The organism is Nocardia sputi, assembly GCF_023501985.1.
Map to the genome: position 1 here is coordinate 1 of NZ_JAMFLC010000026.1, position 25,408 is coordinate 25,408.

General features: G+C 66.1%; 15 protein-coding genes and 3 pseudogenes. 9 read left to right on the forward strand and 9 right to left on the reverse strand.

The window, feature by feature from the left end; all coding sequences use genetic code 11:
* Together M8859_RS29640 and M8859_RS29645 are read right to left on the reverse strand one after the other, a co-directional pair.
* Nucleotides 1-7,133: non-ribosomal peptide synthetase (locus tag M8859_RS29640; protein ID WP_249645169.1), on the reverse strand; the 7,133-nt coding region annotated here is incomplete at its 3' end.
* 194 nt (nt 7,134-7,327) lie between these two features.
* Complete coding sequence (locus M8859_RS29645) at nt 7,328-8,212, reverse strand: methionyl-tRNA formyltransferase (RefSeq protein WP_249645170.1); 885 nt, start codon at nt 8,210-8,212, stop codon at nt 7,328-7,330.
* Nucleotides 8,213-9,189: 977 nt separating this feature from the next.
* On the opposite strand from M8859_RS29645, the gene M8859_RS29650 reads away from it, so the two are divergent.
* Nucleotides 9,190-11,070 (forward strand): glycosyltransferase family 39 protein, encoded by a 1,881-nt coding sequence (locus tag M8859_RS29650; protein WP_249645171.1) that lies wholly within the window; start codon nt 9,190-9,192, stop codon nt 11,068-11,070.
* 906 nt (nt 11,071-11,976) lie between these two features.
* Complete coding sequence (locus M8859_RS29655; protein WP_195071905.1) at nt 11,977-13,986, forward strand: polyprenyl synthetase family protein; 2,010 nt, start codon at nt 11,977-11,979, stop codon at nt 13,984-13,986.
* Nucleotides 13,987-14,049: 63 nt separating this feature from the next.
* Here M8859_RS29655 and M8859_RS29660 read toward each other — a convergent pair whose 3' ends face one another.
* Nucleotides 14,050-14,142, reverse strand: coding sequence for a helix-turn-helix domain-containing protein (locus M8859_RS29660; protein WP_236565808.1), 93 nt, complete (start codon nt 14,140-14,142; stop codon nt 14,050-14,052).
* Nucleotides 14,143-14,338: 196 nt separating this feature from the next.
* On the opposite strand from M8859_RS29660, the gene M8859_RS29665 reads away from it, so the two are divergent.
* Nucleotides 14,339-14,587 (forward strand): ATP-binding protein, encoded by a 249-nt coding sequence (locus M8859_RS29665; RefSeq protein ID WP_195071904.1) that lies wholly within the window; start codon nt 14,339-14,341, stop codon nt 14,585-14,587.
* On the opposite strand, the gene M8859_RS29670 is transcribed toward M8859_RS29665, so the two are convergent.
* Both M8859_RS29670 and M8859_RS29675 read right to left on the reverse strand, forming a co-directional pair.
* Nucleotides 14,527-14,826 carry a MerR family transcriptional regulator gene (locus M8859_RS29670; protein ID WP_372492949.1) on the reverse strand — a complete coding sequence of 100 codons (300 nt, stop codon included), beginning with the start codon at nt 14,824-14,826 and terminating at the stop codon, nt 14,527-14,529. The two genes, M8859_RS29665 and M8859_RS29670, sit on opposite strands and share 61 nt — an antisense overlap.
* A gap of 164 nt (nt 14,827-14,990) precedes the next feature.
* Nucleotides 14,991-16,118, reverse strand: a complete 1,128-nt coding sequence (locus M8859_RS29675; protein WP_195071902.1) for an erythromycin esterase family protein — start codon at nt 16,116-16,118, stop codon at nt 14,991-14,993.
* Between the two features lie 645 nt (nt 16,119-16,763).
* Here M8859_RS29675 and M8859_RS29680 point away from each other — a divergent pair.
* Together M8859_RS29680 and M8859_RS29685 are read left to right on the forward strand one after the other, a co-directional pair.
* A pseudogene (locus M8859_RS29680) lies at nt 16,764-17,427 on the forward strand (IS5 family transposase); the annotation flags it as partial.
* Between the two features lie 107 nt (nt 17,428-17,534).
* Nucleotides 17,535-17,810 (forward strand): annotated as a pseudogene (locus M8859_RS29685) (transposase); the annotation flags it as partial.
* 598 nt (nt 17,811-18,408) lie between these two features.
* On the opposite strand, the gene M8859_RS29690 reads toward M8859_RS29685, so the two are convergent.
* Complete coding sequence (locus tag M8859_RS29690; RefSeq protein ID WP_195071901.1) at nt 18,409-19,542, reverse strand: oxidoreductase; 1,134 nt, start codon at nt 19,540-19,542, stop codon at nt 18,409-18,411.
* A 31-nt stretch (nt 19,543-19,573) separates the two neighbouring features.
* A complete protein-coding gene (locus M8859_RS29695) occupies nt 19,574-19,984 on the reverse strand; it encodes a nitroreductase/quinone reductase family protein (protein ID WP_195071900.1) in 411 nt (136 codons plus the stop codon).
* 140 nt (nt 19,985-20,124) lie between these two features.
* Here M8859_RS29695 and M8859_RS29700 point away from each other — a divergent pair, with 140 nt between their 5' ends.
* Entirely contained in the window at nt 20,125-21,489 is a 1,365-nt protein-coding gene (locus M8859_RS29700) for an FAD-binding oxidoreductase (protein ID WP_195071899.1), read from the forward strand.
* A 7-nt stretch (nt 21,490-21,496) separates the two neighbouring features.
* On the forward strand, nt 21,497-22,162 hold the full coding sequence (locus M8859_RS29705) for a TetR/AcrR family transcriptional regulator (RefSeq protein ID WP_195071898.1): 666 nt from the start codon (nt 21,497-21,499) through the stop codon (nt 22,160-22,162).
* Nucleotides 22,163-22,181: 19 nt separating this feature from the next.
* Here M8859_RS29705 and M8859_RS29710 read toward each other — a convergent pair whose 3' ends face one another.
* A complete protein-coding gene (locus tag M8859_RS29710; RefSeq protein WP_195071897.1) occupies nt 22,182-22,754 on the reverse strand; it encodes a TetR/AcrR family transcriptional regulator in 573 nt (190 codons plus the stop codon).
* Between the two features lie 69 nt (nt 22,755-22,823).
* Between M8859_RS29710 and M8859_RS29715 the strand changes: the two genes are divergently transcribed.
* Nucleotides 22,824-23,225, forward strand: a complete 402-nt coding sequence (locus M8859_RS29715) for a PaaI family thioesterase (RefSeq protein ID WP_249645173.1) — start codon at nt 22,824-22,826, stop codon at nt 23,223-23,225.
* Between the two features lie 820 nt (nt 23,226-24,045).
* Nucleotides 24,046-24,291: pseudogene (locus M8859_RS37730) on the forward strand (cysteine hydrolase family protein); the annotation flags it as partial.
* A 452-nt stretch (nt 24,292-24,743) separates the two neighbouring features.
* Here the strand turns inward: M8859_RS37730 and M8859_RS29720 are convergent.
* The gene (locus M8859_RS29720) at nt 24,744-25,397 is read right to left on the reverse strand and encodes a class I SAM-dependent methyltransferase (protein WP_249645174.1); all 654 of its coding nucleotides are present in this window, start codon (nt 25,395-25,397) and stop codon (nt 24,744-24,746) included.
* Between the last annotated feature and the right edge of the window lie 11 nt (nt 25,398-25,408).

The window sequence follows — 25,408 nt, forward strand, 5'->3', positions numbered from 1 at the left end:
ACACCCGGCCGCGCCTGCTCCTCCGTAGGCGCGACCGCGGCGGCACCACACAACAACGCCGACCACATATTGATCACCGACGCATCGAAAACCAACGGAGCCAACTGCAAAACCCGACTCCCCCCATCAATCCCCAACCGCACACCCTGCCCGACAGCAAGCTCCACCACACCCCCATGCGACACCGCAACACCCTTCGGCGCACCCGTCGTACCCGAGGTATAGATCAAGTACGCCACCTGACCAGGATCCGGAAACGGCAGCGTCATCTCCGGGTGCGCTTCCTTGCTCGATTCGCACATATCGATGATCGGAAGATGATCGACGCCGATGTCGGCCAGCACTAAGGCCAAACGGTCTGCCAGCGCCGATGTCGTCACCACCGCCGCCGGTGCGGCATCACGGAGCACGAACGCGAGCCGGCGGTCGGGATACGACGGATCCAGGGGAACATAGGCACAACCAGCTTTCAGAGCAGCCAGTACCGCGACGAACGGATGCTCGGTCCGAGGCAAGAGCAGCGCAACTCGGTCGCCGGGCTCGACACCACAGCCGATCAGCCGGTGCGCGAAGCGGGTCGACGACCCGTCCAGTTCCTTATACGTCCAGGTTCGGTTGTCGAAGACGAGCGCAACGGAATTCGGGGTGCGCGCGACTTGTGCGGCGAATGCTTTCGGCACCGATACCCGGCCACCGCAGTCGGATTTCGGCGCGGCACCATTGCCGAAGGACTCCAACTGCCGGATGTCCTGTGCCGCCAGCAGTTCGATCGCGGTCACCGGTACCGCCGGATCGGCCGCCACCGCAATCAGCACCCGAACGAACTGTGCGGCGATCGCGTCGACGGAGGCCGCGTCGAACAGGTCGGTGGCGTACTCGATCCAGCCGGTCCAGCCCGCGACATCAGCCTGCTCGACAATCGCGATATTCAAGTCCATCCGGCAAGTACCCGTCGCCACGGACACCGGCTCGGCCGTGAGGCCGGAGAATTCCGCGTCCGCGGCCGTGTTGTTCTGGAACGCCAGCAGAGTCTGGCACATCGGGTGGTAGGCGGGCGATCGGATCGGATTGAGCTTCTCGACCAGTACCTCGAACGGAACATCCTGGTTCGCGTAGGCGGCCAGAGCCTTTCGCCGAACCTGAGCCAGCACCTCGGCGAAGGTCTGCTGCGGAGTAAGCTGAACACGCAATATCCAGGTGTTGACGAAGAACCCGACCAGGTCCTCGAGCGCTTGATCGGTCCGACCGGCGATCGGCGAACCGATCACCACATCCGCTCCGGCGCCCAGTCGGTGCCACAGCACGACCAACGCGGCCTGCAACACCATCGATGCCGTCGCGCCCTCGCTTTCGGCCAACCGCGAAATCGCCTCGCGCACGGTGGGCGCTATCGCAAAGGACACGAATTCGCCGCGGTGCGACATCGTGCGCGGCCGCGGTCGGTCGGCGGGCAGGGTCAGCCGTCGCGGAGCGTCCTCCAGTTCACGCTTCCAGTACTCGAGCTGGGTGGACAGCAGGCTGTCGGCGTTGTCTTCCGAACCGAGTAGTGCTTGCTGCCACAGCGTGTAATCCACGTACTGCACGGGCAGCGGGGGCCACCCGGGCGCATGACCGGCGACGCGCGCTCGATAGGCGCCGGCCAGATCGTTGAACAGCGGTGCGGCGGACCAGCCGTCCGCGGCGATATGATGCACGACGATCAACAACAGATGCTTGTCCTCGCCGCAGCACAGCAGTTGGGCCCGGATCGGAATCTCGGTGGCCAGTTCGAAGTGATACCGGGCCACCTGCGCCACAGCGGTCTGGCGCTGGATGTCGTTCCAGGTCGTGCCGTCCACCGTGGCCCAGCCGAAGTAAGCGGCGTCGGCGGGGATGACGCGCTGGCTCGGCACACCATCCGATTCAGGGAAGACGGTCCGCAAAGATTCGTGCCGAGCCACGACATCCGCTATCGCGGCCCGCAGGGCGTCCCGGTCCAAAGGCCCGATCAGCATTCGGACCATGGGAATGTTGTAAGTCGCCGAAGGTCCTTCCAAGCGATGCAGGAACCACAGTCGACGCTGCGCGAACGACAACGGAATCATCGGCGGTCGCGGCGAAGGTCGCAACGATGGACGCGGTTCGACCGCCGCGTCGAAGTCAGCGGTCAGTCTCGACACGGTCGGTGCGTCGAACACCGCACGGACCGGGATCTCGATACCGAGCACGCTGCGGATCCGGCTCGACAACCGTGTCGCCGCCAGCGAATGTCCGCCGAGAGCGAAGAAGTCGTCATCGACGCCGACCTTGTCCAACCCGAGGACCTCCGCGAACAACCTCGCCACCGCCTCCTGCACCGGCGTCCCCGGCGCCCGAAAAGCACGCTCTGAGGCATATTCCGGCGCAGGCAGCGCAGACTTGTCTACCTTCCCGTTCACCGTCACCGGAATCTCGTCGACCACCACGATCGCCGCAGGCACCGAATACTCCGGCAATCGATGCGTGACAAACCGCCGCAACGACGCCGAATCAACGCCGGCACCGACTACCACCGCATACGCTGCCAACCGGCGATCACCCACCACATCCTCACGGACCATCACCACAGCCCGGGTCACCTGCGGATGCATAAGCAGCGTCGCTTCCACTTCACCGGGTTCGACCCGGAACCCGCGGATCTTCACCTGATCATCGACCCGGCCACAAAACTCCAACTCCCCCGAACGATTCCACCGCACCAGATCACCCGTCCGATACAACCGACCCCCCACCCCACCGAACGGATCAGCGACAAACCGCCCCGCCGTCAACCCCGACCGACCCCAATACCCCAACGCCACACCCGACCCCCCCACATACAACTCACCCACCACACCCACCGGCACCCGCCCCAACCGAGCATCCAACACCACCAAAGCAGCATGCGACACCGGCGAACCGATAGACGGCACACCCGAACCCACACCCAAACGACCAGTGATCGTGCAAAACACGGTCGTTTCGGTCGGACCATACCTATACACCATCGGAAAGCGCCCAGCCCACTCATCGGCCAACTCTGCCGATAACACCTCAGCCCCCACCGACAACAATTCCAACGAGCCCAAATCGCTGGCAGACAACACCGCCAGTGTCGAGGGCGTCACATGAACATGCGTGACTGCGACACGAGAAATCAGCGCCGCCAGCGCATCCCCCGGGCGCGCCTGATCTTCCGTTGGCACCACCGCAACCGCACCATTCAACAATGCCGACCACATGTCGATCACCGATACATCGAAAACCAGCGGTGCGAACAGCAGAATCCGGCTTCCACTGTGTACCGCGTAATGCCGCCTGTGGGCAGCGACCAACTGGACAACGCTGGCATGAGTTACCGCGACGCCTTTGGGTTCACCCGTCGTTCCCGAGGTGTAGATCAGGTAGGCCACCGACCACGGATAAGGGAAGGCAACCGGCGTATGTGGCTCGGTGTCGAGCGTCGGATCAGCGATATCGATGACGGACCTGTCGCGGCGGTCCAGCGACCGCAACAGTGACTCCGCGCGGGCCCGCAGGGCCGCTGTGGTGACGACCGCCGACACAGCGGCGTCGTCGAGGATGTACCGGACTCGGTGATCCGGATAGTTGGGCTCGATCGGAGCATAGGCCGCGCCGATCTTCAGAGCCGCCAACAGTGCGACATAGCTGTGGGCGCAGCGGGGCAGCAGCAGTGCCACGACATCCCCTGTTCGGACACCGCAACCGAGCAGCCGGTGCGCTACCCGGGTGGACTGTCTGTCGAGCTCCCGGTAGGTCCAGGTCTGGTCGTCGAAGATGAGCGCGACAGCATCCGGTGTCCGCGTCACCTGCGCGGCAAAGGCCTCCGGTATCGATGTAGCAGGACCGCGGTCGACAGACAACGCGGCCCGATTGCCGAATGTATCCAGCTGTTGGATCTCCTGGCTACCGAAGAGTTCGAGTGAGCCCACCGGGACGCTCGGATCCGCGACGATGCCGCGCAGCACCTGCATGAACTGCGCTGCCAACTCGTCGATTGTCTCGGACTCGAACAAATCGGACGCATAGGTGATGTGGGCATGCCAGCCCGCACCGCGTCCTCGATCGGTGATCACGATCGTCAGGTCCAACTGAGAAGTTCCCGTGTCCGTGTGCACGACCGTGCTGTCGACACCGTCGAGATCCAGATCCGTGACGATGTCGTGGTGGAACACCAGCATCGTCTGGAACACCGGGTGGTGCGCCGAGGACCGGATCGGGTTGAGCCGCTCGACCAGAAGGTCGAAGGGCGCGTCCTGGTTTTCGTAGGCAGCGAGCGCTTTTCGCTTGACTACCGCGAGCAGCTCGGACGCCGACTGGTCGGAGGTGACGTTCGCACGGAGGACCCAGGTGTTGACGAAGAAGCCGATGAGCTCGTCCGTGGCCTGGTCGGCGCGGCCGGCGATCGGCGAACCGACCAGGATGTCGTTGCCCGCACCGCGCCGATGCAACAACACCACCAATGCGGTTTGCAGCACCATCGCCGCCGTAGCACCGGCGTCGCGAGCCAGGCGGAGGATGTCGGATCGGAGTCGCGCGTCCATGTTGAATGGCCGGGTGCCACCCCGGTGCGATCTCGTCGGCGGGCGCGGGCGGTCCGCGGACAGCTCGAGACATGGTGGAGCGGCCGTCAATTCGGCGCACCAATAATCGAGCTGTGCGGACAGTACCTCGGTCGGTTCGGATTCCGTGCCGAGCAACTGTCGTTGCCACAGAACGTAATCGGTGTACTGCACCGGTAGCGGTGCCCGCTCGGGCGCTCGGCCGCCGAGTCTGGCGTGGTAGGCAAGCGCCAGATCGTTCAGCAGCGGCCGAGACGACCAGCCATCGGCGGCGATGTGATGGAGCACGACCGTCAATACGTGCTCTGTGCGGCTGCGCTGAAACACCGTGACGCGCAGCGGAACGTCGCGCTCGAGGTCGAAGGTGTAGGCCGCGGCCGCCGTTATCTCGGCGGCCAGCCGACCCGGTGCCCACGCACCGGCGTCGACCAGGGCCCAACCGACATCGGCATGATCCACATCAATGATCCGCTGTCGCGGAATGCCGTCCACTTCAGCGAAGACCGTGCGCAGCGATTCATGGCGCGCGAGCAGGTCGATAAATGCGGACCGCAGGGCAGTCAGGTCCAAAGGACCGGTCAGTGACCACGCGAGTGGAATGTTGTACGTTGCCGACTGCCCTTGGAGGCGGTGCAGGAACCAGAGTCGACGCTGTGCGAACGACAGCGGCAAAGCGTGCGGCCGCGGCATCGGCTGGAGCGGCGGACGCATGAGCCGCCGCTCGTTCAGCGCCGGCGCCAACCCTGACACCGTGGGTTTGTCGAAGATCGTGGCGACCGGCACATCCATTCCGAGCGTTGCGCGGATCTGGTTGGTCAACCGAGTCGCGGCCAGGGAGTGGCCGCCGAGCTCGAAGAAGTTGTCGTCCACACCTACCCGGTCGCGCCCGAGGATCGCGGCGAACAGTCGAGCGAGCTCGACTTCGACACGGGACCGCGGCGCACGATACGGAACCGTCGACAGGTATTCCGGCACCGGCAGGGCCGCCTTGTCGATCTTTCCGCTGATCATCACCGGAAGCCGGTCCATGACCGCGATCGCGGCCGGCACCATGAATTCGGGCAACCGGCGTCCGAGCCGACGCCGGACGGCCTCGGGTTCGATGCCCGCGCCAGGGGCGCTCGGATCCGGCACCACATATCCGACCAGTCGTTTCTCGCCGTCCTGATCCACCTGTGCCACAACGGCGGCCCGACCGATCCCCGGCAGGGCAACCAATTCTCTTTCGACCGCCCCTGGTTCCACCCGAAACCCGCGAATCTTCAGCTGATCGTCGACTCGGCCGACGAACTCCAACTCGCCCGCCTCATTCCAACGCACCAGATCACCCGTGCGATACAGCCTGCCGCCGGATCCACCGACGGGATCGGCGACAAACCTCGACGCGGTCAAGCCCGCCCTCTTCCAATAGCCCCGCGCGAGGCCGGATCCCCCCACATACAGCTCGCCGATCGCACCTGTCGGCACTCGGCGCATCAGGTCATCGAGCACCACCATGCCCACGCCCGGTACCGGTGTTCCGATCGACGGCGTACCCGATCCGACGGCCAGCGGTTCGGTCATCGACACCATCACGGTGGTCTCTGTCGGGCCGTAGGCGTTGAACATGGCTCGATCGCCGGCGAATCGGTCCACGAGCGCCGCGCTGCACGGTTCGCCACCGGTTACCAGCGTCACCCCCGCCAATTGTTCGGCAGTGAGTACTTCGACCGTGGAGGGTGTGAGATGTGCATGAGTCACTCTCTGGCGGTCGATCAACCGAACGAGGGCGGCCCCGGGCAGGGCTTCGTCATCGGTGGGCACGACGGCGGACGCACCGGCCAGCAGTGCCGACCACATATTGAGCACCGACGCATCGAAGACCAACGGCGAGAACTGCAGTACGCGGCTGTCGCTGCGGATCCGCACCCGCCGAATGTGCGCTGTGATCCGATCGCACACGGCACCGTGCGATACCGCGACGCCCTTGGGCCGCCCTGTCGTTCCCGAGGTGTAGATCAAGTAGGCCAGCTCCTGTGCATCTGGCAACGGCAACGCGGAGAACGGTTGGCTGTCGAGCCGCCGATCGGATACATCGACGATCGGGATATCGTCGGCTTCGACCGGCAGCGCCGCCTCGACGCGGGAAACGAGTTCGGCCGAGGTGACGACCGCCATCACACCCGATTCGGCAAGCACGGCGGCAATCTGATGATCAGGGTATGCGGGCTCGATCGGCACATACGCTGCCCCCGTCTTGAGGATGCCCAGCACCGCGGTGATCCAGTGCATCGAACGCGGCAACACCAGGCCAACCGTTCGACCTGGTCGTACGCCCAGCCCGATCAGGAAGTGCGCTTGACGAGATGACAGCTGGTCGATCTCACGGTAGCTCCACTCCTGGTCGGCACACACCACAGCGCGGTTGTCCGGCACCCGGTCGACCTGTGCGGCGAACAGCCGGAGTAATGAGCGGCTTCCGCTGCCTATCTCCCGCAGCGCCGCACAGTTGCCGAAGGCATCCAACTGCGTACGTTCCGCTTCGGACAACGGCAATTCCGACCGTGGCTTCATGGTGCATCCTCCTGTGAAAATTCCCGTCGCTCGGGTGCAGCGCTCGACATGAGCAATCCGGACCACATTCCGGGTCGATCGGCCGCTCCTCGGAAGCACGCGCATTCGAGGTGGGGCTTGTCAACGATGTGGTGCCGCCGGACGAACTGGACGACTGCGTCGCGGGCTGGACCACCTTCGGGAACAGGCCGAGCTCAGACGGACGTCGATTCCACGATCCACAAAGGGCCATCGGCGCACTCCACCCGCTCCCCCTCCCCAGGGTCGAGGCGAGTACGCAACACCCTGATGCGACGATCGCCGATCTGCGCGACCGGACCCGTCCCGAGAGAGCGCAACGCTCGGACCTGGTTGTGTACTACGACAGCAGTATTCGACCAATCCACCCGATAGAATCCAGGTTCGAAGGACGACTCGTACGACGCCTCCCCCGCATCCTGCGGAAGTCCGGGAATTCCAGCCACGACCTTGTTCAGCGCGTCGGGCAACAGGTCGTGGATCACCGGATCCATACGACCCCACAACCGTTCCGGCGTCGGATCCTCGTCCAGCAATATACCGCCCCGACTGGACAGTATCTCGCCGGTGTCGAACTCTTCATCCATTCTGTGTACCGTCAGTCCGAATCCCGTGTCACCATTTCTTATGGCCCACGCAATCGGCATCGGCCCCCGATGTTTCGGCAGGAGTGACGGATGTATATTGAGCACACCGAGTTCGGGAATCCGCAGAACAGCGGCCGGGAATTTCCAGGGGAATCCGCACGCCACGATGACGTCGGGTCGATATCCGGGTAATGCGTCAGCCAGCCCGGCGGCACTGCCTGGCAGCACCAGGTCCATCCCTCCCGGTATCACTTCCAGCAACTCCCCTATCACCGCCGCCGACGACGGCAGGATCGGAGAGCCTGACTTCACCGAACGAGCCAACAAACAGGACACCACAGAATATCCGGATTTCTCGCACACCGAGTTGATGGTTTTGAAGTGCGCAGCGCCACCGGCCACGATCACGACCCGAAGCGCGTCTTCCATGCTCGCAGTATTCCAGGCAACACAAACTTCCCCATGGATGGGCATGCTCGACTCCATCACACACAGCGATGCAGCCCGGTAAAATTTTATCCAGAAATCGGCACGGAGGGGCCCATCCGCTACCGATGACGCGACCCGCCAGCTGCCGCGCTACCCAGCCCCACTCCTCCGCACCGTCCAGCACCATCTTGAACCCACACCCACACAACGCCTTCCGCCACTCGATGCCGCTCGGTTTCACCGTCGCCCACCCGCCGAACAACCAGTCCGTGCGGTGAAACCGCCCGAGTTCCGGGAGCATCAGGGAAACGAGAGCGTTCCCAACGGTGGACCCACCGTGTCGCCGTGAATTGTCAGATCGGATTAAACTTCCCGAGCGACGACCCGCTCGGCTGCGGCCGTGCCCCGAGGCGGGCTCCCCAGGGAATGGATGTGATTCACGATGAATCTCGCACGCCGTGCACACCAACTGCCGAGGCGCCGATCTCTGCACCAGCGCATTTCCACCGATGCGCCACTCCGGGTCGAGGTCTCAACGGCCGGAGCGTGAGTTGGTGAATTCGGCTTGCGAATTCTTGGTGTCGGAACGACAGTCCCACCAACGTCGATGCTGATCGCGGACGGCGGCACGCTCGCCCAGCAGAGCCCGGCGCAAAGCCGGATGGCACCGGCAAAACCTCGGATGCCTGTTGACCGCGCTCGACGCCGGTGGGCACGGCCGGCCGGCGGTCGAGTGGAATCGACCGGACGGCGGTGTCTTCCTCGTCATGCGCCTTCAGGCGAACCTCGCGCTCCTGGAAAGATCAGCGTCCAAGTACGGCGTGCTGTGGACCCTGATGGACCAGTTCTATCTCGACGGAAGCGGCAGCCGCCGACTGCGTTTGTCGTGCAGCGACCTCGATGTAGCAGACATCCGGAGCGGATTTACACGGCTGGCCTCGTTCATCGAAAACGAGGTTCTCGCACGCGAGCCGCTTGCCCCGCCCGGGAAGGTTGATGCGTATGGTCCTGAGGACGGCCATATGAACGGGACCAGCGCAGTGCCGCCGAAAAATCCGATCGAAGCGGACATCGTGCCGAGAACGCCTCGTGTTCGACACGAATTGCCGAGTTTGGCACTGCTGCTGGCGGCCACCACGATCGCCTACCTGTGCAATCTCAGCGCCAACGGGTGGGCCGACGAGTTCTATTCGGCTGCCGTGCAGGCTGGTTCGGAGTCGTGGAAGGCATTCTTCTTCGGGTCCTCCGACTCCGCGAACTCGATCACCGCCGCCAAAATACCCGCGGCACTATGGCCGATGGAACTGTCGGTGCGGGTGTTCGGGTTGAACAGCTGGAGCATTCTGGTGCCGCAGGTATTGTTCGGTACCGCGTCGGTGGCTCTGCTCTGGGCGGCGGTACGCAGGTCCTTCGGGCCGGGCGCCGGGTTGCTCGCCGGATTCGCGCTCGCGGTGACACCAGTGGCCGCACTGATGTTCCGGTTCAACAATCCCGATGCCCTGTTGGTGTTCTTGGAGGTCGCCGCGGCGTGGGCGCTGATACGAGCGCTCGACGACGGACGTACCCGATGGCTGGTCCTCTGTGGCGCTTTCATCGGATTCGGTTTTCTCACAAAGCAATTGCAGGTAGTGCTGGTGTTGCCCGCCCTGGCCCTGACCTATCTCGTCACCGGTCCGCCCCGCCTCGGCAAGCGCATCGTCCAACTGCTGGCGGCCGGTGTTACCATGGTCGCGGCAACCGCCTGGTGGCTACTCACGGTGGAACTCTGGCCGGCCAGGTCGCGGCCGTGGATTGGCGCCTCGCAACATAATTCCGTGCTCGAATTGACTCTCGGCTTCAACGGATTCGACCGGCTGACGGGAAACGACCGGCGCGGCGTCGGCACGCCGGGAGTCGAAGCGGTCCGCCGGGCAACCGCACCCAGCGATACGGGCATCGCCCGGCTCTTCGAACCAGCGCAGGGTGGCCAGATCGCGTGGCTCATCCCAGCGGCGCTGGTCACCTTCGTGGCAGGACTCTTGTTGTGCGGAAGATCCCCTCGCACCGATTGCCGGCGAGCAACGCTGCTCCTCTGGGGTGGCTGGCTGGTGGTCTCCGGGCTGGTGTTCAGTTATATGGCAGGCATATTTCACCCCTACTACACGGTGACCCTCGCTCCGGCGGTCGCCGCTCTGGTCGGCATAGGCGCCGCCCTCGCCTGGCAATACCGTGACCGACTGTCGGTGCGCCTTTCCGCGGCCCTCGCGCTGGGAGCTACCACGGCGACCGCGTGGCTGCTATGGAGTCGCAGTGCGGATTTCGCGCCATGGCTGCGTTGGGCGGTGCTGGCAGCCGGATTGCTCTCCTTCGTCACCGCGATAGTCCGTGACAAACCCGGCGTCGTTGTTGCGGCTGCCGCCGCGCTGACCGCATTCGCGGGACCGGTCGCGTACACTGTGCACACCATCGCGACCCCGCACCACGGGACAAATCCCATCGCGGGACCGGTAGTCGCCGCACCTACCGGCGGCGGCGTGACTCCGGCGTCGATCGCGTTCTTCCTCGAGCCCTCCACACCGAGTTCTGAAGTGGTTCGTCTATTGCGGCGCGACGGTACCGGTCACCGCTGGGCCGGCGCGGCAATCGGATCGATGAACGCGGCCGGATACCAAATTGCCGCCCAGCTGCCTATCATGCCCATCGGCGGCTTCAACGGCCGCGATCCGTCTCCGACGCTCGAACAGTTCAAAAGATACGCCGCGCAGGGCGAGATACGCTATTTCATCATCACACCGAACGGGCGAGAGCGCGAGACCGGAGCAAACGCACATATCACCGAATGGATCCAGGACCACTACTCTCCCACGATCGTGGACAGCGTCACTCTCTATGACCTGTCGATCCCAGCCAGACAGAAGAATTGAGCCGAAATCTTCGACAGGCGTCGGATTCCGAACGCATCCGGGCAATCAACGACCGCGGCCGTCCGGCTAGCTTCCGTCGAGCACAGCGGCCAGGCGCTCGACACCTTCGCGAATCTCAGCGGGGTTGTGCGCTGAAGGACATGCGCGCGACGACCTGTTCTGCTCCCGACGCCGACGTCACGGCGGCGGGGCTGAATCCACAGTCCAAGAAGACGGAGACCCCGTACCCGGAGCAGAAACAATGCCGGTGGACCGGCCATGAGCGGCCGGGGTTGGGTGAAGACCTCGTAGGCCCAGTCCGTGAACCTACTGTCCCGAGTGAATACGGCCACATCGTACGATTGACCCCGACAAGGTGTCCACGCCCGAGCCTCTTTCGCGCACGGCGAGGATTGCCCGACCACGGCTGGAGTTGTCCACACCCAGAGACCGTGCGGAATCGGATCCTCGTAGGTGACCGTGCAGGTGAGCGTCTGCCCAACCCCGTTGTCGAGCTTGGACGTGGTGACAGGCTGCGCATCCACTGGTCGACAGGGCGCCCGCGAATCGGTGCAGCGCATCGTCCGCCGCGGTGCCGACCTCAGCGCACGATGTGGGTAGTGCCGAGTATCCGGAGTCGGCTTCAGTGATTGTCGAAGTCGTGTCCACCGACAGGGTTGTGCGGGAAGACCGCGCCTTCTGGTCGTGATCGCGCAGTGGCCGCAGGCCGGTGGCCGGTGGCCGGTGAGGGGTGGGCGATTCGGTCGAGGTGCTCGTCGCGCAACGACAATCACGGACCGTCATCATCCAGTTGCTGCGAACGTCGAAATCGGCCGATACCAACGTCTTCCGCGTGATGGTGGTGTCGAATTGACCTTGATCAACGGTGTTTGTGGATGACCGATGTAACCAGTCAGGAGTACGCGCGTGCCACGTGAAATCGATTCGGCTGTGTTCCCGCATCTGGAGGCGGACCTCGACCGCGTCCGTGACGTTCTCGGACCCGTGCGGTTCGAGGGCAGGCCAGAGTTGACCGCACTCACCGACGAAGGGACCGACACCTCCCGCCGCCTGGTCCGCCCTACCTTGACGTTGCTGTCGTATTACCTGCTCACCGATCCTGCGACGCCCGCCGACGACCGGGCGGTGCGCGCCGCCGCCGCCGTGGAGTTGCTGCATCTGGGCTCGCTGTATCACGACGACGTCATCGATCACGCCTACCAGCGCCGCGGCCGGCCCAGCGCGAACGTGGTGTGGGGATCGCACATGGCCGTACTGGCTGGAGACTCCGTGACGACCGAGGGCGGGCGCGTACTGCTCGAACTCGGCCGACGTGAAGGGCTCGCGGGATCGACCGCGAGTGCGCACATGTGCGCGGGCATGGTGCTCGAGGCCGCCGACCAGTACGTGGCCTCCCGCAGCGAGCAGGCCTACCTGGAGTCGATCGACGGCAAAACGGCGGCGCTGCTGTCGCTGGCCTGCCGGGTGGGCGCGATGCAAGCCGGCCGCCCCGAGGATCGAGAAGAGGCGTTGGCGGTGTTCGGTCGACAGTTCGGGATGGCCTACCAGTTGTATGACGACATTTTCGATTTGACCTCGACCGCCGAAGAAATGGGCAAGCCGGTCAATCAGGATCTGCCCGAGGGCATCTACACCCTGCCCGTGATCCGCGCCGCAGCACGCGATCGGGACCTTGCCCGCCTGCTGCGCAGCAGAATGACCGGTGAGCAAGCCGCACGTGCCCGCGAACTCGTCGTCGCCTCCGGCGCCGTGGACGAAGCACTGGCGCGAGCCGAGGAATTCATGGACCAGGCTGCCGGTCAGCTCGCCACCCTGCCCGTCGACCCGCGCGCCCGTCACGCGATGACCGCCTACGCCCGGTCCATACTCGATCGGCGAACTCCTGGTCCCACGGTCTCCCGGGCCTCGACGCAGCCACCCCAGACCCACAGTGAGGTGGTCTCTGCGCAGGCCGCGTCATGGTTGCGGAGCTGGCTGGTGGACACCGGCCTGGCCCTGACACCGACCGAGGCCGCCTATCACCGGTGGACGGGAGGGCTCCGGGTCCCGGCACGGACCTGGGCCCCAGCAGCGGACGCGGCCCGTGAACAGACCTTCGCCGGCATGTTCACGCTGGCCCTTGTGTGGGACGACCTGTTCGAGGATCCGCAGCTGACCGACCCCGAAGCCGTCACCGCGCTGCGGCGTGGCCTGGTGGCCATGCTGCGCCAAGACCCGCAGGCGCCGTCGCGGCCTGGAGCGATCCCGACGGCGTGGGCGAGTTTGTGGCCGCGCCTGCGCGAGGGCCGCGGCACCCGCTGGCAGCAGCGGTTCTTCGACAACCTCGAGGAGTGGTTCGAAGCCTGCGAACGCGAAGCGCACCAGCGCATCAACGGCGACATCCCCGCCACGGCCGACTATCTGCCGCTCCGGAAGTCGACCAGCGGGTTCGAAACCGCCATCGCCTGCCTAGAGGCATACCAGGACCGTGAGGTGCCGTCGATGCTGCGCAACCACCCCGTGATCCGCCGTCTCGAAGAACTGCTGTTCTTCGTGGTCTTCGTGGAGAACGATCTTGCGGGGCTGGATCGGGACGAAGCCGACCAAGTCCCCTACAACCTGGTCCGCGCGATCCGTCACGAGACCGGCTGTGCCCGCAGCGAAGCCGTCGAGCAGGTACAGCGCCAACTGGCCGAGCAACGCGCCCAACTCGAGACGGTGATCCGCTACATCCCCGCCCTGCTCCGGGTGCTTCCCGGCCTGTCCGGTCAGGGGAAGGACTATGCCGAGATGTACACAAACATAGTGAGAGGGGGGCTCTGGGGGAGTCAAACCGATCGGTACAGGAAAACCGCAGATTCTGCGGCGCCGGACCTGGAACGCTTGCGCCGTGAGATCTACCATCCGGCAGCCGAACCAGCTCAGACCGCGTCGTAAACCCCGCAGGCCGGCCCGAGATGCCAGGTCCGAGCAGGCCGACCTGCAAATATCAGGTGTCGTTCAGTCTGCGGTGGGCTCGGCTCGCAGGTAGCGGTAGACGGTTTCGCGGCTGATGCCGAACTCGGCGGCCAGAGCGAGACGTCGGCGACCCACGGCAGTTCTTCGGCCTGGCACCGAAACTTCGCCGCCCAGCCGCCGCGCCCTCTACCGCGCCATGGTCCGCCTCGGCCGCAGCATTGCAACCCACACACCCCGCGACGGAGACTCTCTCGGCACTTGAGCAAAGGCGCGCCTGCTCGAGCACGCCACTGTGGTATCGGCGTCGAGGACGCGGTATAGGTGTGGCGAGTTGGCCGGCAACGCCGTGGCGCATGCCCGCGCCCCGCGCGGGTGCCGGTTGATCAGGGCTGGTCGCCGCTGGTTTCGCGTGGAGGTCGATGACGGTTCACGCGCGCCGGTACGCTTCCGCCGCCCTGGTCACATCGGCGGGCGCGGGTTGATCCTGGCCGATGAGCTGGCCACTTGCTGGGGTGTGGACTACCGCGGCGGCGGCAAAACGATGTGGGCCGAACTCGGCGCCCGCTGCGTCGGCGAGTGAGGGTCAGTTGTCGGGTCCGGTGTGGGTGGGTCTTGTCGGGAGAGTTGGGCGTTGAGTTCCAAGGCTTCGGTGAGCTGGTCCTCCAGGACGATGATCCGGCACGCCGCCTCCAGGGGTGCGCCGGCGTCAACCAGCGCGCGGGCGCGGGCGGCGATACGCAGCTGGTAGCGGGAGTAGCGGCGGTGCCCTCCCTGGGAGCGTTGCGGGATCAATAGTTCGACGGCGTCGAGACCGCGCAAGAAGGCGGGGGGACGCCGAGGATTTCCGTGGCCCGGCCCATGTGGGCTTCAGAAGATGTCTACATCCTGGAGTGAAGCTTTTTTCAGTACACCGTTTCGCTCTGCGACGACGTCGCCGCAGGCCGGATCTGATGATCTGGATCAGCGCCAGCGCGTCTGTGCTGTTACGCGATGTGCAGAACCGCGTCGGCGCCGTCGAGGGTTGCTTGGTCGAGCGGGAAGTAGCCTTGCTCGGGTGTGGGATCGGTTCGGATGCGAGCGGGCCCGAGGGTGGCGGGGCTGGTCAGACCCCAGGTTTGTATGCGCTCGCTCAGTAGACCCTCGTAGGTGTCCGGCTCGGGGACGCCAAGTCCGACAGCCGTGCTGTGGCCGAGACTTCCGGCGACGAAACAATAGCGTTCGCCGAGCAGGGAATCGGCGATCGCCCCGGCGCTGAACCAGGTGAGATCCATGCCCGCGAGGGACCAGCGGCACCGATTTCGTCGCAGGTGACCGTTCTGCGCGAACACGAAAGTCGCGCCTCGCGGACTCTCGGCTCGGCGGATGGCGAGCAGGTTCTGGGCCATGAGGGCGTCCCGAACCGCGAGCATCCGGGATACCCGGGCGGTTTCGTCGAGTTGCCGGTCGGCGGACTGTTTGTGGTAGCGCAGTAGGCCGAGACCGGCGGTGAGATGCGTTTCGGCAGTGATCCATTCGGCATGTGAGGTGGCCGCGATGAGTTCCGGTGCCCGGGCATAGAGCATGGTGAGCATGTCGTCGGCGATTACCCGCAGTCGCTCGGCCTCGGCTGTGGCGCCGGGCGAGGCGGCCGCATCCATGATCGCCTCCATACGGCTCCATCGCTCGTCGTCGCCGGTCAGTCCCGCGAGGTCGATGGCAAGTCCCAGATAGTCGCGGGCGAATTCGAGGTAATGCCGTGGACTGGGGGCGCTCGTCATTTCGGTGGGTGCATCGAACCCGTGGAAGGACAACTGCTGGTCTTCGGTCCTGGTCGCGTTGTACTCGCGCATCCAGGTGACCAGCTGCCTGTTGGCATCGAGCTTTCCGAGACCGTGCGAGAAGCCTTCGTCAATCACTTGCTCGAGGGAGCCGACCCCATTCCGGACGAAGTCGTCTACGGTCAGCGCCGCCACGCGGTCGGTCTCGATCGTGATTGATCTGAAGCCGCAGCCGACCAACTGAGCGAATAGTTGGTTGCGGACCCGCGCAAAAGCGGGTTCTTGATGTGTGGGTTCGCCGAACGCCAGCAAAGCACAGGTCGCGGGAACGAAGTCTTGAATGTACTGGCTCATGTGTCTCTACCGTATCGTTGAATTCACTGTTGAGACTTAGTCGATATCGAGCCCTCGGAGAACCACAAAAGTCTCAAACGGGTGGGCTTCCCAGTCAGTCGGTCTCGACTCGATTCGCGCTGCGTCGCTCCTTCGCATGACCCGTTGTGTACATCGGCTGGCGGCCTCACCGCCATTACCGGAAGCAGAGAAGCGCAGGGGTCCCGTGGCCGAAGTCAGAAAAGGGTGTCGCGGACCCGAAGCAACCGGTAGCCGGTGGGTCCGAGCTGGGCGAGTCCGGCGTCGACTCGACACCCACCAAACCAGCGACAGCCGGGGGACACAGAAAGGACGGTCACCAGTGCCACGATCGAAAGGACCCCCTCGACAATCTCCGCACACCGGAGCGGTCCCGCCACCACATACCCACCCAGTTCGAATGGGGCACACAACGCTACCGGCTCCACGTCGTCGCACCCACTGTCGCCGACGTGGTCGAACCCGCCGGAGGTTGGCTGTTCGACCGCGCCCTGGCCGGTTGGGAGGTCACAGTGCTGCTGGCTCAGATGTCGGACCCGCGCCCACTCGACGTCCTCGGCGTGCAAGCCCTCGAACTCGAACCACTACTCAACGACCATGACCGCCGACCGCACGCCCTCGCCGTCTGCCGGGATCTGGGCGCATGTGCTGCGGCAACTCCAGGCGATCGCCGACGCCGCCGAACAGATCGGATGGCTGGTCAGCGTGGATTCCACGATCATGCGTGCCCACTCCCACGCCGCCGGAGCCCGCCGCCACGGCGACCGCCAGGCCGAACCACCCGGCGGCTACCACAGCGAACCGGCCGATCACGCACTCGGGCGGTCCCGGGGCGGATGGGAAACCAAACTTCATCTGGCCTGCGAACACCGCCTGCGACCGTTGTCGCTGCTGCTCACCGGCGGTCAAGCCGGCGACAGCCCCCAGTTCGCCGCAGTGCTCGACAGCATCCGGGTACCGCGCATCGGTCGCGGCCGGGCACGCGTGCGTCCGGACCGGGTACTGGCGGACAAGGCGTATTCCTCGGCCGCCAACCGCGCCTACCTTCGCGAGCATGGCATCCCCGCCACGATCCCGATCCCGGCAGATCAAGCAGGACACCGCCGCAATCGCGGCCGTGCAAGCGGGCGACCACCGGCGTTCGACCGTCAGATCTACCGACACCGCAACACCATCGAGCGTGGCAGCAACCGACTCGAACAACACCGCGCCGTCCCCACCCGCTACGAGAAACTCGCCACCCGCTACCTCGCCCGTCATCCAGATCGCCGCCATCGACCAATGGCTGTGACCTCGACACCTACTTCCAGACACTGCCTAGTGTTCTGCGCCTGGGGACTGTGGATCTAACGGTGTTTGCGGCCTGACGCGCTGAGCGATGTTCAGCGGGAAGGTGCCGTGATGACGACACTTGATGCCGTGGCGAGGAAGAAGGCCGAGGCTTCGGCCGAGGAGCTGGCAGCGGCGGAGCTGGTGCGGATAGCCAAGGAGCAGGGCTTGTCCCTGACCGGGCCGAACGGGCTGCTCAAACAGTTCACCAAGACCGTCCTCGAGACGGCGTTGAACGAGGAGATGACCGAGCACCTGGGGTTCGAGCCGAACCAGGCGCCCGCCGAGCGGGACTCGGCGAACGTGCGCAACGGGACCAGGCCGAAAATCTGCCCGGCCAAGACTTTCGCCGAGCTGGAACGCCCCCCGAAGCATACACGTCGGATCTGGATGTCCCGCACATGCAATGCGTCCCCTACGGCTGCAGTGAACGTTCCGGCCGGCGCGCAACCAGCGCTGCTCGGATTCACCGGCGGCAATCCGCTCGCCCTCACCCTCGCTGCCGCCGTCGCCGCCGAAAGCGACGCCGTACCCGGTGACTGGCGACCGAACCAAGAGACGATCGCCACCTTGCTGGGACGTCTCGTCGGCACCACTCCGAGCCCCGCGCACCGCCGGGCGCTCGAGATCTGCGCGCACTCCTACATCACTTCCGAATCCATGCTGCGTGCGCTGATGGGCCCGCAGGCCGCGGATCTGTTCGGCTGGCTACGGATACAGCCGTTCATCGAATCGACCGACACCGGCCTGTTCCCGCACGACGTAGTCCGCGAAGCGCTCGAGGCCGATCTCAAATGGCGCGACCCGCAAGGCTTCGCCGAAATGCACGGCAGCCTGCGCGATTTCCATCTCCAGCAGCTGCGCGCGGCACCGCAAGCCCAGCTGTTGGCACGCACCGGAGCGCTGATCTTCCTCTACCGCGCGGATCGCCGGATGTCGGAGTTCAATGTTTTTCGCGAGGCCGGCGCGGTCCAGGATCGGCCCTACGTCCCGGCCCAGCGCGCCCGCCTGCTGGAGATGGTGCAGGAGACCGAGGGCACGGCCTCGGCGACGATCGCGGCCTTCTGGCTGGACCGGCAGCCGGAAGCCTTCCGGGTCTACCATTCCACCCACACCGACGAACTGATCGCCTTCTCGGCATGGTTGAACTCGACCGAGCCGGAAGGTGCCGATATCGATCCCGTCGTCGCGGCGGCCTGGGAGCACGCCCGCGCGAACGGCCCGCTGCGGGGGGCCGGTGCCAGCGGTCCCGGATGTCGCGCAGGACGGCGTCGTCGGTGAAGGAGAACACGTCGAGGAAGGCCAGATCGAGTTCGGCCAGACCGGTGACGAGATGCCGGTAGAGAGCGGCCGAGTCGGGTCCCTCGTCGATGCCGCCGAGACCGTTGCCGGGTGAGAGCCGGATGCCGGTGCGGTGTTCGCCGATCATGTCGGCGACGGCCTCGGCGACCTGCAAGGTGAATCGTGCGCGATTGGCGAGACTGCCGCCGTAGTGGTCGGTGCGCCGATTGGCGTTGGGTGCCAGGAACTGGTGCAGGAGATAACCGTTCGCGGCGTGGATCTCCACGGCGTCGGCGCCGGCCTGCACAGCCATCCAGGCCGCATCCGCGAATTCCCCGACTATGCCTTCGATTTCGGGTTGGGTGAGTGCGCGCGGCACGGGAGCCGGCTGCGGGCCGGTAGGGGTGAAGATGTCGACGCCCGGTGCGATCGCCGACGGCGCGACCGGTGTGTGCCCGCCGGGGGTGTTGTCCGGATGGCCCATGCGGCCGGTGTGCATGAGCTGGATGACCAGATACGCACCCGCCTCGTGTACGGCGTCGGCGACGGCACGCCAGCCTTCGACGTGGGCGCGAGTGTGGATTCCGGGAGTGTTCAGATAGCCCTGCCCGGTCGCGGATGGCTGGGTGCCCTCGGTGATGAGCAGGCCGAGGGCGGCGCGCTGGGCGTAGTAGCGGGCGGCCATCGGGGACGGGGTGCCGTCGTCGAGGGCACGGCCGCGGGTCATGGGCGACAGCGTGATCCGGTGCGCGAGCTGCATGGCGCCGACGGTGGTGGGGGTCCAGAGTTTGGTCATGGTGATGGGTCCTTGTCGGTGAGTGAACAGCTCAGACGGCGACGGGGCGGGGGCTCAGCCGGAAGATCGGCACTGGCCTGCCCGCGCTGTCGCGGTAGCGGGCGAACGAATCCGAGACGGCCTGGAATCGGTGCCAGGCCCGGTCGTATTCGGCACCCTCGAGTTCCCGGGCGGTGACGGCGGCCGGACCCGCGGGCGTCTCGATCATGATGTCGGGGTGGGCGCGCAGATTGTGATACCAGGCGGGCCTGGCGCGCGCGCCGGCCGCGGAGGCGACGACGAGCCGGTCGTCGCCGTCGCGCAACGACAGGGCCGGGTTGACGCGTTCCAGTCCGGTGCGGGCGCCGGTGGAGTGGATCAGCACGAGCCGGTCGCCCCAGCCGCCGACCCGGCCGCCGCCGGTCCGGAACTGCGTGATCACACGGGTGTTGAAGTCATTCATGGTTCGTCCTTCGGTCCGGGTGCCGTCATGGCACCCGGACAATGCAACACCTATCCGGAAGAAATATTCCGCATAAGTGGTTGCCGGTGAGACGGGCGAACGCCCGCTCCCGATCCGGGACACAGTGGAAGAGGACACAGATGAGCGAGCAGAACCGCACGACCACGGCGCTGGGACTACCGGCCGGAATAATCCATGGCCCGGAGAGCGAGGTCTACCGTGCCGCGACCAGCCCGCACAACACCGTCGCGCCCCAGCATCCGGCCGTGGTCGCCCGCCCACGTCAGGACCGGGAGGTCGCCGCACTCGTACACTGGGCGGCGGATCGGAATCTGCGAGTCGCCGTGCAGGCCAGCGGCCATGGTGCCGGAGCGGCCATCGGTGACGATCAATTGCTCATCGACACCTCCGCGCTGGACACGGTCGACATCGATCCCGTCGCCCACACCGGGCACATCGGGGCGGGCGCTACCTGGACGCGGGTGAACGCGGCCGCCGCCCGGTTCGGACTGGCCGGGCTCGCCGGCACCTCGCCCACCGTCGCGGTGTCCGGTTACACCTTCGGCGGCGGGGTCGGTTGGCTACTGCATCCCTACGGGCTGGCCTCGGCGGCCCTGCTGGCCGTCGATTACGTCGACGGGGCCGGGCGCATGCGCCGCGCCGCCGAGGATGCGGTCGATCCGATCGATCGCGAGGCGCTGTGGACCTTCCGCGGCGGCGGTGGTGTCGGCATCGCGACCGGATTGACCGTACGGCTGGTGGCGCCGACGGCGATGTGGGCGGGCTACCGCTTGTGGGGAATCGACGCGCTCGACGCCGTCATCGCGGCTTATCACCGCGGGCTGGCCGCAGCCGGGGATGCGCTGTCGACCAGCCTGGCGGTGCTGCACACACCGCCGGCGGGACCGTTTCCGCCCGAACTGTCCGGGCGTCCGGTCGTCCACTTGGCCTACGCCTCGCCCGCCGGGGAGGCCGCGGCCGCACCCTTGCTCGAAGCGCTGTCCACCGTGCCCGCTCCGGCCACCGAGGACCCATGGGGTCCGGCCGACGGTGCGCGCCTGGCGCACATCCACCTCGACCCGTCCGGCCCGATGCCGGCGCTCGGGCTCGGGCGCTGGTTGGACCCGAACACCCCCGATGTCAGCGCGGCACTGCTGAACCGTGCGGCGTCGCCCGCCGGTGGGATCGCAATGCTCGAACTGCGTAACACGGCGCGCACCACAGCCGGTCCTGAAGGGGCGATGACGACCTCGCCAGGACCGTGGCTGCTGCACGCCGTCGGTATCGGCGCCACCGCCGAACCGGCACTCGCGGCGATCGAAATGCTCGCTGCTCCGGCGGATACCGGCCAGGCGATGGCGTCCTTCGCCGAAGGCCGGGCCGCGGTCGCGAACGCACTGCCGGATCCGGCGCTGGCCAGACTGCGGGCAATCCGCGCCGCGGTCGATCCGGAGCGGCGGATCGTACCCAGCCGGGTGGGCACGGCCACCGGGCGGCGACAATGAAGAGACGATGACACCGTCTCAGTCCACACCGCCGTCCCGCCGCCGGGCCCTGCGCCGAGACGCCGCACTGAACCGGGAGAAACTTCTCACCGTCGCGGCCGAACTCATTTCCCGGCGCGGGCCCGGCGTGCCGTTGACCGACATCGCCGCTGCCGCCGGTGTCGGCGTCGGCACCTTCTACCGCGGCTACCCCCACCGCGCGGCGCTGCTGCAGGCCCTCGAACAGCGCGCCTACGCGATGCTGGAGGCCGTGCTCGACGAGATCACCGCCGCCGGCGCGACCGGTGCCGCCGCCATCGAAACCTACCTGCGCCGCTGCTTGGAACTCGGCGACCAACTGGTCCTACCGCTGCGCGGAGCCCCACCGCTCACCGACCCGGCCGCAGTCGCCGCGCGGCAGCGCATCGCCGCGGCACTCGACCGATTCCTCGGCGAGGGCCGTGCGGACGGCGCGATCCGGCCGGACGTCACCGCCGCCGACATCGTCGTCTGCGCCGCCCTGCTCACCCAGCCCCTGCCTCGCACTCCGCTGTGGTCCGATCTGGCCGACCGCCATCTCACCTTGTTCGTCAACGGTTTGCAGCCGACCCCCGGCGCACCTCTTCCCGGACCAGGCCCCGCCGACCTCGAAGCCCTGCTCGACGGTCGGCCGGCAGCGGATCCACCCGAGTGAGCGAGGCCGTGACGGCCACTCAGCGCAGCGCGTCGCGCACGAGTGCGGCGGTGACATCCGCGAGGTCCGCCGGGATCGCGGAGCCGGAGGTCAGGTAGCGGCGCACCGCGGCGATGGGCAGGTCGACGGCCGCCAGGAGCAGGGCGGTGCGCCCGCGCCCGGTCTGTTCGCCGAGCCGCGCGACAAGATCGCGCATCGCCGAGTTCCAGCGCTCGTTCTCCGCGTCTCGCTCGGCACGTACCATCTCCGGCCAGGCATCGGCGCCGAATCTGGCGGCGCCGGTGAGCATTACGTGCGCGTCCAGCGGGTTCGCCGCACACCACCGCACGGTGTATCCGGCCAGCGCCACCGCGGCCTCGACGGGATCACCGTCGAACAGCGGGTACGCCGCGGTGTGATAGCGCGCGAGCGTCCGCGTCCACAACGCGCCGAGCAATGCGGCCCGATCCGGAAACCGGTGATAAACCGACCCACTCGACACTCCTGCCGCGCGGACGACCGCGCTGACAGTCACCCCGGCGACACCGCCCGTCCGCAGTAACTGCGCGGCCGTGTCCAGGATGTGGTCCGTGTCGTGCACCAGTCGAGGCATTCCTGGACAGTACTGCCCGCCCTGCCTAGAGTCATCTCTCTAGAGAGTCTTCTTTAGAAGGGAACCGTCATGACCATCACCACCGAGGACGTCTACGCGCTCGCACCATTCGTGCGCACTCTGGGAGTGGAGTTCGATCACATCGAACCGAACCGGGTGACCGCGCGGCTGACTCACTCTGCCGCCCTCTCGACCACCGGCGGTGGCTTGCACGGCGGCGCGGTCATGGCACTGGCCGACGCGACGGCAGCTGTGTGCGCGGCCGTGAACGGCAAGCCCGGCGCACTGCCCGCGACAGCGGACTCCACCACCTACTTTCTGCGTCCGATTACCGATGTCGCCACCGCGATCGCGGTTCCGCTCCGGGTCAGCGGACGTCAGGTCGTGGTCACAGTCGAGGTGCGAAATGACGCCGGCAACATGTGCGCCCATGTCGTGCAGACGGTGCACCTGATTTCGAACCACGAGTGAGGATCGAAGGCGGTTTCTCGAACCTCATCGGACCGGTGAGGCCGTGAGCGCACGCTATCCGCGGCTGAAGCGTTCCACCAGGCGGGCGTAGCTGTCATGGCCGTGACCTGATTCGAGCGCTTCGACGACCAAGTCGGCCGCCAGAGAACGCAACCGCGTCCGGTGAGCCGATGGCCTGAGCGATGGTCATGATCTGGCCATGCGGTAGTCCGTTACCGTGTTCGGTCACCAAACGCGAGCGCTCCTTCGCACGGCTACACGCATTCGAACGCCTACGAACCGCTACGAACGCCGAGCCGACATCCGCCACGCCCTACTCAGCCTCGCCTGCTCGGTCATATTCTCCGCAACTCATTTGAACCGAGTTCTTAGCCTGATCGGGGCCGCCAGCTCCGATCAGGCACCCAGGCAAGGTCACAGCCCAAGCTACACTCGGCACCCGCCGCGCCTCCGAACGCTAGATGAGATCCCCCGCCAAGCTCGCCGCCGCGTTGCGAGGCGGTCATGAGCGATCGCCCGCCTTCCCGACTTGACCGCTGGAAGCTGCAGGAACCGCCTCATCTCAGTTGAAACCTTCCCTCCAGCGGGGCATCACGGCCAACCATCCATTCGCCGCACAGGTGGTGGACCCACTGTACGAACTGCTCTCCCGGGTTCGCGAGATCGGCACGCTAGTAGTGTTCGTGCGATTTGCTCTGCGCCCCAATGGAATCGACTTGCCGCGACACGGCGAATTGTTCCGGCCCTTCCACGAAGCGGGCGACGCCTTTCATGAGGGGGCGCCCGGAACGAGGTCGAATCGCCGGTCGCCGCCGAGGATGTCATCGCGTCCAAGCGCCGGTCCAGCTCATTCGCAGGCACCGATCTCGACCTCGTACTCCGTGCCCACGGTGTCGACACGCTCGCGATCGCAGGTGTCGCCACCAGCGCAATGGTAACTGCAACGTGCTACGTCGCAGCAGACCGCGACTACCGGGTGATCGTTCTGCGCGACGGCTGTGCCGACGACGAACGGACAACGCACGACTTCTTCATGGATACCGTTTTCCCCAATCGCGGTTTCGAGGTCGTCACCTGCGCCGAGTGGCTGCCGTCACCAACACCGCAACGCATGTCACGGGAGGCGATCCAATGCGCCGAGGAATCACTGACGGCGATCGTTGCCGAACTGCCCGGCGAGCGCATCACCGAGGTCGTGTACCACCTGCTGACCACCGACGATGAGGACATCTACATCGATGAATGGGAGTATCCCGGCTGGGACGAACCGCGGATGGGCGTCCAACTGATCACCGACAGCGGTCGGCACTACTCGGCGAGAACCACCGATGCCTTCACCGAATACGGAATCGAGATTTTCCGCAAACCGATGTCCGAGGTCCCTCGACTCGACCTCGGCGGCATCAAGCCGGTATCGGCAACCATCGTGTCACCCATTCCCCATCGAGGACGATTCCGGCCCTGGCTTCTTAGTCATGCAGTCAGCACTACCGAGGCTGTCCGGTGTGCTGCGGGCGGTCAAGAGGGTACGTCGGTCGGGTTGATGGCGAGAACACAGGCGACAGGCGGATCGAGGTCGAGGGTTTCTACCCGGAGCTCGGTGAAGCCGGCCTGGGCGAGCAGGTCCTGGAGTTCTTGGCCGGCTCGGGCCGTGGTGTCCCGGGTGGCGCCGGGGCAGCGGGGCTGGCTGACGAGCGCGATGCGTCCTGCGGGCCGGAGCAGGCGGCGCAGCTCGCGAAGCCGCTCCACCGGGTCAGGCCAGAATCCCACGGAGTTGACGACGAGGATGGCGTCGAGCGGATCGTCGAAACTCGGCAACTGCTCCACCGAGGCGTGCGTGAGATGCACTCGGCCGGCACGGACGGCGGCGGCGTTGCGGCGGGCGGCGTGCCGAACCATGGCTCGGGAGTGGTCGATCCCGAAGACATGCCCCTGGGTGGCGCGGCCGGCGAACTCGGCGATGGCGACGCCGGGGCCGAAACCGATCTCGAATACCCGATCGGTGGGCTGCACGGCCAGCAACGAAACTGCCCAGACGTTGCGCTGCCGGTTGGAGGGGCGAAGAGCGAACATCCAGCCGTTCGCCCACCCGACGAAGCCGCGAGGGTGACGGGCCTGGCGCACCAAATATCTGATCGCCCGTTGTTTGAGAGCTGTGGCTACTTTCTGCATGATCGCCAGTG

Bases quoted from the DNA above. Each gene is read 5' to 3' on its own strand.
- M8859_RS29710 (WP_195071897.1), bottom strand. From the start codon at position 22,754: ATGCCTCGACTGGTGCACGACACGGACCACATCCTGGACACGGCCGCG.
- M8859_RS29715 (WP_249645173.1), top strand. From the start codon at position 22,824: ATGACCATCACCACCGAGGACGTCTACGCGCTCGCACCATTCGTGCGC.
- M8859_RS29690 (WP_195071901.1), bottom strand. From the start codon at position 19,542: ATGACCAAACTCTGGACCCCCACCACCGTCGGCGCCATGCAGCTCGCG.
- M8859_RS29720 (WP_249645174.1), bottom strand. From the start codon at position 25,397: ATGCAGAAAGTAGCCACAGCTCTCAAACAACGGGCGATCAGATATTTG.
- M8859_RS29705 (WP_195071898.1), top strand. From the start codon at position 21,497: ATGACACCGTCTCAGTCCACACCGCCGTCCCGCCGCCGGGCCCTGCGC.
- M8859_RS29695 (WP_195071900.1), bottom strand. From the start codon at position 19,984: ATGAATGACTTCAACACCCGTGTGATCACGCAGTTCCGGACCGGCGGC.
- M8859_RS29645 (WP_249645170.1), bottom strand. From the start codon at position 8,212: ATGCCCATCCATGGGGAAGTTTGTGTTGCCTGGAATACTGCGAGCATG.
- M8859_RS29700 (WP_195071899.1), top strand. From the start codon at position 20,125: ATGAGCGAGCAGAACCGCACGACCACGGCGCTGGGACTACCGGCCGGA.
- M8859_RS29675 (WP_195071902.1), bottom strand. From the start codon at position 16,118: ATGAGCCAGTACATTCAAGACTTCGTTCCCGCGACCTGTGCTTTGCTG.
- M8859_RS29650 (WP_249645171.1), top strand. From the start codon at position 9,190: ATGAACGGGACCAGCGCAGTGCCGCCGAAAAATCCGATCGAAGCGGAC.